The organism is Streptomyces niphimycinicus (assembly GCF_018883605.1).
Lineage (GTDB): Bacteria > Actinomycetota > Actinomycetes > Streptomycetales > Streptomycetaceae > Streptomyces > Streptomyces niphimycinicus.
This window is the reverse complement of the sequence record NZ_JAHLEM010000780.1, coordinates 1-7,120: the sequence shown is the minus strand read 5'-3', so window position 1 is coordinate 7,120 and position 7,120 is coordinate 1. Positions and strand designations below refer to the sequence as shown.

General features: G+C 71.2%; 9 protein-coding genes. 2 read left to right on the top strand and 7 right to left on the bottom strand.

Features of this window, described 5'->3' with window-relative positions; genetic code table 11:
* Positions 1–226 precede the first annotated feature (226 nt).
* Both KN815_RS42565 and KN815_RS42560 read left to right on the top strand, forming a co-directional pair.
* Positions 227–709 carry a DUF192 domain-containing protein gene (locus KN815_RS42565; RefSeq protein WP_216347127.1) on the top strand — a complete coding sequence of 161 codons (483 nt, stop codon included), beginning with the start codon at positions 227–229 and terminating at the stop codon, positions 707–709.
* Between the two features lie 102 nt (positions 710–811).
* Positions 812–1,219 carry a cold shock domain-containing protein gene (locus KN815_RS42560; RefSeq protein WP_137967219.1) on the top strand — a complete coding sequence of 136 codons (408 nt, stop codon included), beginning with the start codon at positions 812–814 and terminating at the stop codon, positions 1,217–1,219.
* Between the two features lie 50 nt (positions 1,220–1,269).
* On the opposite strand, the gene KN815_RS42555 is transcribed toward KN815_RS42560, so the two are convergent.
* The 7 genes from KN815_RS42555 to KN815_RS42525 form a co-directional block, all read right to left on the bottom strand.
* Positions 1,270–2,565 (bottom strand): SLC13 family permease, encoded by a 1,296-nt coding sequence (locus KN815_RS42555; RefSeq protein WP_253209593.1) that lies wholly within the window; start codon positions 2,563–2,565, stop codon positions 1,270–1,272.
* Between the two features lie 106 nt (positions 2,566–2,671).
* Positions 2,672–3,307: an OmpA family protein gene (locus tag KN815_RS42550; protein ID WP_216347126.1), complete on the bottom strand. Its 636-nt coding sequence runs from the start codon at positions 3,305–3,307 to the stop codon at positions 2,672–2,674.
* 8 nt (positions 3,308–3,315) lie between these two features.
* Positions 3,316–3,897, bottom strand: coding sequence for a hypothetical protein (locus KN815_RS42545; protein ID WP_216347125.1), 582 nt, complete (start codon positions 3,895–3,897; stop codon positions 3,316–3,318).
* A 42-nt stretch (positions 3,898–3,939) separates the two neighbouring features.
* Positions 3,940–4,662 carry a pilus assembly protein TadG-related protein gene (locus tag KN815_RS42540; protein WP_216347124.1) on the bottom strand — a complete coding sequence of 241 codons (723 nt, stop codon included), beginning with the start codon at positions 4,660–4,662 and terminating at the stop codon, positions 3,940–3,942.
* An 8-nt stretch (positions 4,663–4,670) separates the two neighbouring features.
* Positions 4,671–4,820: a hypothetical protein gene (locus KN815_RS42535; RefSeq protein WP_162496074.1), complete on the bottom strand. Its 150-nt coding sequence runs from the start codon at positions 4,818–4,820 to the stop codon at positions 4,671–4,673.
* Between the two features lie 290 nt (positions 4,821–5,110).
* Positions 5,111–5,998 carry a DUF5936 domain-containing protein gene (locus tag KN815_RS42530; protein ID WP_216347123.1) on the bottom strand — a complete coding sequence of 296 codons (888 nt, stop codon included), beginning with the start codon at positions 5,996–5,998 and terminating at the stop codon, positions 5,111–5,113.
* Between the two features lie 76 nt (positions 5,999–6,074).
* On the bottom strand, positions 6,075–7,013 hold the full coding sequence (locus KN815_RS42525) for a type II secretion system F family protein (RefSeq protein WP_216347122.1): 939 nt from the start codon (positions 7,011–7,013) through the stop codon (positions 6,075–6,077).
* Positions 7,014–7,120: the final 107 nt, after the last annotated feature.

Genomic DNA, 7,120 nt, shown 5'->3' with positions numbered 1-7,120 from the left:
GGGCCGGTGAGCGCGTGCCCGCGCGGGCAGGCGCCGCGCCAGGGCTCCTCCGGATCGACGGCCAGCCGGTAGAGCGGGCGCGGTACGAGCAGCCCGGCGGCCGCGCCGTACGCGGCGGCGAGCACGATCAGCAGCGGTTGCACGGGCCGAGCCTACGGAAGCGCCCGGCCGGTGGAACACTGCGCGGGAGGTGCGAACGGCGCGGGAAGGGCCGAAGGGGGGCCGGATGGTGGGCCGCTGGCGGGACGGTACGGGGACGCTGCACGTGGTCGGCAGTACGGACGGAGCGGACGGAGCGGACGGCGCAGAGGAGGACCGGGAGGGCGCGGAGGGCAGCGCGGGGCGCGCGGAGGGCTTGAGCGCGGGGCGCGCGGCGGGCATTCCGCTCACCATCGCCGCCTCCTACCGCGCCCGTGCCCGCGGTCTGCTCGGCCGGGACGGCCTGACCGGCGCGCTCCTCCTCACCCCGGCCAGCGGGGTGCACACCTTCCGGATGCGGTTCGCCATCGACGTCGCCTATCTGGACCGGCGGCTCACCGTCCTGGACGTCCACACCCTGCGCCCCGGGCGGCTCGGGCGCCCCCGGCTGCGCTCCCGCCATGTCCTGGAGGCGGAGGCGGGCGCTTTGGAGCGCTGGGGCGTGCGGCGGGGCGTGCGCGTCGTGATCGCCCCCGGCCCTTCAGCGCCGCCCGCTCCTTCTGTACGCTGACTTCTCGGTGTCATGGTTGGGACACCCTCGATCGCGGTCCGGATTCAACGAGGTAGCGGTCGGGATCATCGAGGTAGAGGTAATAGGGGTAGGGGTGGCACGGTGACGACCACGGGCAAGATTCTGCGTTTCGACGAGTTCCGCGGCTACGGCTTCATCGCTCCGGACGACGGCGGCGAGGACGTCTTCATGCACGCCAACGACCTGCTGGACGAGAAGCACCTGTTCCAGCCGGGGTCCAAGGTGCGGTTCGTTCCCGAGTACGGCGACAAGGGGCCCAAGGCGTCCGAGGTCCGCGTCCTGGAGCGCGCCGCCGCGCCGGTCGTACGGCCCTCCTCCGGGCCGGACGGCGACGACACCATGTGCGATGTGCTGTCGGTCGCCGAGCTGCGGCAGGAGCTCACCGAGGCGCTGGTCGAGATGGGCGGCAGCCTGACCGCCGACCAGATCAAGCAGGTGCGCAGGCGGGTCATCGAGCTCGCCCAGGCGCACAACTGGATCGAATCCTGACAGCGGTCTGAAAGAGCCGCCGCCGCGACGGACCGTCGCGGCGGCGGCTCTCAGCTTCCGGTGACCTTCAGCATCATCCACATCGCCGCCGTCGCGACCACCACGGTCGCCGGTGTGGTCAGCAGCCCCAGACGGGTGAACACCCCCAGGTCGGAGCCGGTGTCCGGCTCATGGTGATGCACTATGCGCCGCCACAGCAGGGTGGCCAGGGAGCCGACATAGGTGAGGTTGGGGCCCAGGTTGACGCCGATCAGCACGGCGAGCACGGGCCCGGTGCCGCCCGCGGAGGCGATCGGCAGCAGCGCCAGCACGGCGGGCAGATTGTTGATGAGGTTGGCCAGCACCGCCGCGACCGCCGCGATCCCGAGCAGCGCGGGCAGGCTCGCCCCGGTGGGCAGCACCTGGGTCAGCGCGTCCTGGAGACCGCCCGCCAGCACGGCCTGGACCACCACCCCGAGCGCCAGCACGAACAGGCAGAACAGCGGCCCGGCCGCGCCGATGGCCCCCCTTACGGTCGTCTCGTGGCGCCGCAGCGCCCTTACGGTGAGCACGAGGGCGCCCGCCCAGGCCGCCCACTGGGGGTCGAGCCCCGCCAGCGAGGTCCCGACGAACCCGGCGAGGGTCAGCAGCAGCACGGTCAGCGCGAAGACCGGCACCCGGGGCCAGTCGGCGGGCGGGGGCTCGGAGGTCCCGGCGGCCAGATCGTCGGCGAAGAAGCGGCGGAAGACCAGGTACTCGATGCCGATGGTCAGCAGCCAGGCGGGCCCCATCAGCACGGCGAAACGGGTGAAGGAGACCCCGCCCGCCTGAAAGGCGAGCAGATTGGTGAGGTTGGAGACCGGAAGGAGCAGGGACGCCGAGTTCGACAGATGGGCGCAGGCGTACACATGCGGCCGGGATCGCGCCCCGAGCCTGCCCGCCGTGGCGAACACCACGGGCGTGAGCAGCACCACGGTGGCGTCCAGGCTCAGCACGGCGGTAATGACGGACGCGACGGCGAACACCCCGCCCAGGAGCCGGTCGGTGCGCCCCGCACAGGCCCGCGCCACGGCCTGGCCCGCCGCCTCGAAGAGCCCCTCGTCCGCGCACATCCGGGCCAGCAGCAGTACGGCGGCCAGAAAGCCCACGACGGGCAGCAGCTCCCGGGTCTCCGCCCAGGCCCGGGCGGGCGAGACCGCCCCGGCGGCCACGACGATCCCGGCGGCGGGCACGGCCGCGACCGCTTCCGGCAGCCCCCGGGGGCGCACCACCGCGAAGGCCAGTACGCCGAGCAGCAGGACAACGGAAAGGGACTCGGCGACGGCGGTACTCAGAACGGACTCCGGCGGATGGTGTGATCGGCACACCCATGATGCGGCATCGCGCCGCCGGGACCGCTCCGGCGGTTCTGGGGAGCCGGGAGCCGGGGCCGCTCAGCCCGCCCGTCCCCGGGGAGCCGGGAGCCGGGCCAGCTCAGGCGGTCCTGGGGAAGCTGACCTCCACCCGGCGGTTGCGCTTCCGGCCCTCCTCGCTCGCGTTGTCCGCGATCGGGTACTGCTCGCCGTAGCCCCGGATCTCGTAGTTGACCGAGGGGTCGAGGTCCTCGGCGAGCGCCTGCTGCACCGCGTTGGCCCGCTGCTTCGACAGCACGATGCCATGACTCGCGGAGCCCAGGTCGTCGGTGAAGCCGAAGACGCGGACGCTCTTGGCGCTCTGCCGCTCGGCCTCGGAGGCGATCTCCTTGATCCGGGCCTTCGCCTCGCCGCCCAGCTTGGCGCTGTCCTTGCCGAAGAGCACCTCGGCCTGGAGGGCGAACTTCACCTTGGCGTTGGTGTCCTCCCGCCGCTCGTCGCCGTCGTCCGTCTCGACCACGGACTTGATGTCCAGGACCCGGCCGGGTGCCAGCTTGGCGCCCTCGGGCATCCGCAGATCGGAGTCCTTGGCGTCGATCTTCAGGGGCGGGGTGGTGTCGGCGGGCGCGCCGGGGCCGCTGTCCGCGTGGGCGGGCGGCGCCGGGGCGGTGAGGGTGACCAGGAGCGCGGTGGAGGCCAGCGCGGCCAGCACGGGGCCGCGGCGCGCGGGGCGGCGGGCCGTTGTCTGCGGTGTCATGGCCCGGCTCATCCGGAGAGGGTGATGCTGACGGACGGCATGGTCGGGATCTGGAAGTCGATGTCCTTGACGCTCTTCGGCGGGGCCGGGAACTGGGCGAACAGCGGACGGCTCTCATTGGGCTTGATCCCGGAGAGCCCCGTGGTGCACAGGCACTGGCCGTCGGTGTCCCGGAGGACGAGATAGCGCTTCTTGCCCTTCTCGTCGATGAGGGATGCTCCCGAGACGGACGACAGGGACTTCACCTCGGTCTCCTTCGAGCGCCAGTCGATCGCGTTGAAGAGCCGGCTGCCGTGGTTGGTGACCGTGGCGCTCACCGTGACGAACCCGCCGTCGTCGCGCTCCGCGGAGTGCAGGGTGACGACGATCCCGCCCGGCCCCTTCATCTCGCCGATGGTCTTGGACGAGTCCGCGGCGGGCTGCTGATCCCCGCCGTCATCCTTGGACGCGGTCGACGTCCGGTCCGCGCCGTCGTCGGGCTTCTTGTCGCCGTCGCCGCTGCCGCACCCGGCCACGGCGAGGGCCAGGGCCGCGGCGAGCGCCGTCGCGGCGGCCCCCCTCCGGGCCTTCGTCGTGTGCCGAATGCTCATCGCTCGCTGTCCTTTGCTCTTCGTTCGCTCGTCAGTCGGCCATCAGTCGGCAAGGTGCACGGAGAACAGGTCCTTGGCGTCCGGGAAGAGGTCGAGATGCGCCGGGTCGATGGTCAGGTCGAGTCCGTCGCAACGGAGGCCGATGGGCGGCTTGTCGTCCTTGCCGTCGTCCTTACCGCCGTCGCCGCCCTTGCCATCGTCCTTGCCGCCGTCGCCGCCCTTGCCATCGTCCTTGCCGCCGCCGTCACCCTTGCGGCCGTCGTCGGGCCGCCCGGTCGGCGGGGCGGGCGGCTCGGCCGTACAGCGCGGGGTGACGACCGCCTTGGCCGTCGCCTTCGCGTGCTTGGTCTCCGTGCCGGGGATGACGGTCTTGCCCACGGGCTTCCGCGTCCTGACGGTGACGGTGAAGGACGTCGGCAGGAGCTCGGGCCCGTGGCAGTCGGTCACATCCGCACCGTTCCGACCGGCGAACCACCGCGCCTCGTCACAGGCGCTGGTCGAGCCCAATCCCCGTCCGTCCAGCAGATCGTCCCATGCGCTGCCGTTCGCGATCGCCTCCAGGAACCCCTTGCGCAACTGGTCGCGGTAGTCCTGGGCGGCCGCGAGGGCCGCCGCGTCGGCGGCGGTCTGTCCGCCGTTGCGGGTGGCTCCGGCCTGACCGACGGCGAAGAGGGCAAGCGCGAGGAAGAGCAGGCCCGCCACCGCCGTGATGTAGATCGGAAATGCCTGCCCCGCGTCGCTCCTGAGATCTCGGCGCGCTGTCACGGGACAGGTCAGATGCCGACGACCTGAGAGATCTTGTCGGAGATGGCGTTCGCGATCATGCTGCCGAAGTCCGTGGTCGACAGGACCAGCACGATGGCCACCACCACGGCGATGATGCCCAGATATTCGATCGAGGTCTGTCCCCGATCGTTCCGCATGACGCGCTTCCCCATTGTGTTCCCCTCCATGGGCTGCCGTCCCACCATGGTCCGGCGACTCAACCCCCGTGGTGTCGCTCGCGACACGAGCAAAGTACGCCGAAACAGCCGTCTCGGAACAGTGCCCTAGGAAGCATTGCCTTCCCCGTTCACCACGTTCGAACCATGGACGTGCCGACCGGCCCCGGTCGTGCATCCGTCTCACCCCCTCCCGCCACCGAGGAGTTCTCCGTCGACGACTGTCCCACATTCAATTGCAACCGCGAAGGAGCTTCACCTAAAAGAGACCGTCAGTCCCCGGTCACCGAGCCGAAGTCGGTGCCCGAGCCGATGAAGAACCCCGCGACGAGCAGCACCATGGTTCCGGGCACCATGAAGGTCGTGATGACCATGGTCGCCTTCGGCACCGCGCGCGCCGCGCGCCGCCGCGCGTTCTGGGCGTCCGTACGGCGCATGTCGTTCGCAATGGCGATCAGCGTCTCGACAATCGGAGCGCCCAGCTCCTCCCCCTGCTGAAGGGCCGTGACGAACTGCGCGACCTGCTCCGAGTCATTGCGTTTACGTAGCTCCTCGAACGCGTGGCGGCGACTGACGCCCATGTCCATTTGCCGAAGTGTGATGCGAAGTTCATCCGCCCAGGGACCCTCGTACTTCTCCGCGACCCGGTCCAGGGCCTGACGGAAGCTCAATCCGGCGCTCACCACGACGGCCAGAACATCCAGAAAGTCCGGCAGTGTCCGCTCGATCGCGTCCTTACGCTCCCGCACCGCCGCCCAGATGCCCACCTCGATCCAGAACAGCCCGAACGCCACCAGCACCAGCGCCAGCAGGACTTGACCCTTGACCAGCATCATCAGCGCCCCGCCGAAGCCGAGCGCCCCGTAGACCGCCCGCCGGGCCGCGTAGCGGTCCACCGTCAGACCGCCCGGATTGCCCGCCAGATCGATCCGGCGGCGGACCCTGGCCACCCGCTTCTCGCCCATCAGCCGCAGCACCAGCGGGGCGTAGCGGATGCCCAGCCGGTCGACTGCCGAGCCGACCGCGGTCGTCCGGCTGGAGCCGACCTCCAGGGCCACCGCCAGGTCGCTGGGCAGCTTGGCCTCGCTGCGGTACAGCACGATGCCGTAGGCGATGCCCGCCACGGCGAGACCGGCCGCCAGCGCCAGCAGCAGTGCCATCTCCCTGAGTCCCCTCTCGGACGGTCGTGGGCGTTCTCGGACGTTCTCAGACGTTCTCAGACGTTCTCAGACGTTCTCAGACGTCGATCTTGGACATGCGACGGATGAGGAAGAAGCCGATCCCGTACAGGCAGAAGGCCACGACCACCGCCGCCTGCCCCCAGAAGGACGAGGTCATCCGGTCCAGCGAACCGGCCGAGATCCGGTTCATCAGCAACAGCGTCCCGATCCCCAGCAGCGGTACGACATAGGCGGTCACGGTCACCTGCGAAAGCTGGGTGCGCACCTCCCGCCGGGTCTCCTTGCGCTCCTCCAGCGTCTGGGTGAGGTTGCGCAGCGAGCTGACCACGGTCCCGCCCGCGCGGTTGGACAGCACCAGCGTGGTGACCAGCACCACCAGCTCCCGGGAGGGCAGCCGCTCGGCCAGCTCCTCCAGCGCGTCGTCGATCGAGTGGCCGACGGCCAGCTTGGCCGCGACCTTGGCCAGCTCCTCGCCCGCCGGTGCCTCCAGCTCGTCCGCCGCCATGCCGAGCGCGGTGCGCAGCGCCAGCCCGGCCTGGGTGGCGTTGGCCAGGATCCGTGACAGCTCCGGCAGTTGGTTGATGAAGCGCTCTATCCGCTTCTGCCGCTGCCAACTGAGGAACGCGAAGGACCCCCAGACGGCGACCACCGCCGCTATCGGGCCGAAGAACGCGGCGAGGAAGGACGCCGCGATCAGCCACAGCCCGGCCGCCGCCCCCGCCGTATAGACGAAGAACTCCCCCGGGGTGATCTCCAGGCCCGTCGCCGCCAGCCGCAGCTCCAGCTTCCGGCCCAGGGACGTGGCGCGCAGCCGCCGGTCGATCCCGGCGAAGCGGCGCGCCCGGCCGGTGCCCGGCAGCGGGCCGGTCTCCGAGAGCCGGTCGATCAGCGCGCGCTGCTGCTCCTTGCCGCGGACGTAGGTGTGCACGCCCACGACGCCCAGCGCGCCGCACACCAGCGTCGCGCCGAGGGCCGCCGTCGCGAGATGGTCCATGGGGCCTGCTACCTCCGGTCCCTGGGGTCGAACGGGGGTGGGTCGAACGGGGGTGGGTCGGATGAGGGTCGGTCGTGCGGGGGCCGACCGAACGGCGGCCGGTCGTA

What these genes read in the sequence shown, in the direction of transcription:
- KN815_RS42565 (WP_216347127.1), top strand. Translation starts at nt 227, where the DNA reads ATGGTGGGCCGCTGGCGGGACGGTACGGGGACGCTGCACGTGGTCGGC.
- KN815_RS42550 (WP_216347126.1), bottom strand. Translation starts at nt 3,307, where the DNA reads ATGACACCGCAGACAACGGCCCGCCGCCCCGCGCGCCGCGGCCCCGTG.
- KN815_RS42545 (WP_216347125.1), bottom strand. Translation starts at nt 3,897, where the DNA reads ATGAGCATTCGGCACACGACGAAGGCCCGGAGGGGGGCCGCCGCGACG.
- KN815_RS42535 (WP_162496074.1), bottom strand. Translation starts at nt 4,820, where the DNA reads ATGCGGAACGATCGGGGACAGACCTCGATCGAATATCTGGGCATCATC.
- KN815_RS42530 (WP_216347123.1), bottom strand. Translation starts at nt 5,998, where the DNA reads ATGGCACTGCTGCTGGCGCTGGCGGCCGGTCTCGCCGTGGCGGGCATC.
- KN815_RS42525 (WP_216347122.1), bottom strand. Translation starts at nt 7,013, where the DNA reads ATGGACCATCTCGCGACGGCGGCCCTCGGCGCGACGCTGGTGTGCGGC.